At 47.0% G+C, this 776-nt stretch carries 1 protein-coding gene; it reads right to left on the bottom strand.

The window, feature by feature from the left end; genetic code table 11:
* Positions 1 to 739: NAD(P)-binding domain-containing protein (locus tag EA14781_RS22250; RefSeq protein WP_042336421.1), on the bottom strand; the 739-nt coding region annotated here is incomplete at its 3' end.
* Positions 740 to 776: the final 37 nt, after the last annotated feature.

The following is a 776-nucleotide window of genomic DNA, read 5'->3' as shown; positions in this document are numbered from 1 at the left end:
CCGTCGCCGTATTAGGAAGCGGTGTGTTTAACAGGCGTGCATTCTCCAGCGCCAGATTCAGATCCTTTTGATGCAGGCTAATACGAAAACCGGGTTCAAATGTTCCTTTGATCATCCGCTCACCGTGAACTTCCAACACACGAGAGGAAGCGAAACCGCCCATCAGAGCTTCACGTACACGAGCGGGATCGGCACCTGATTTACTGGCAAATAGCAGGGCTTCAGCTACCGCTTCAATATTCAATGCGACAATGATTTGGTTAGCGACTTTACACGTTTGACCATCGCCTACATTACCGACCAGGGTGATATTTTTGCCCATCAATTCCAGAATTGGTTTGATTTGCAAATACACGTCTTCAGGCCCGCCGACCATAATGGAAAGCGTTCCGGCTTTTGCACCTACTTCGCCACCAGAGACTGGCGCATCAATATATTCCGCACCTGTTGCGATAATACGTTGCGCAAATACTTTTGTGGCGGCCGGAGAAATTGAACTCATATCGATGACAATTTTCCCGTGGCTTAAACCGTGTATTACGCCATACCGGGAATGAAAAAAAACATCCTCAACATGAGGTGTGTCAGGAAGCATGGTGATGACAATCTCACATTTCTGCGTGACTTCATGGGGAGTGGCACAAACAATGCCATGCTCCCCAATAAGTTCTTGCGGTGCGGGTTCGAAATGTGTCGAAAAATAGAGAGTATGTCCGGCTTGTTGTAAATTATAAGCCATTGGTGGTAATGCTGCCAACTTACTGATTTAGTGTATG

The sequence above is a fragment of the Escherichia albertii NBRC 107761 = DSM 17582 genome, from assembly GCF_000759775.1.
In the GTDB taxonomy this organism is placed as follows: Bacteria; Pseudomonadota; Gammaproteobacteria; order Enterobacterales; family Enterobacteriaceae; genus Escherichia; species Escherichia albertii.
This window is presented reverse-complemented; position numbering and strand designations above follow the sequence as displayed.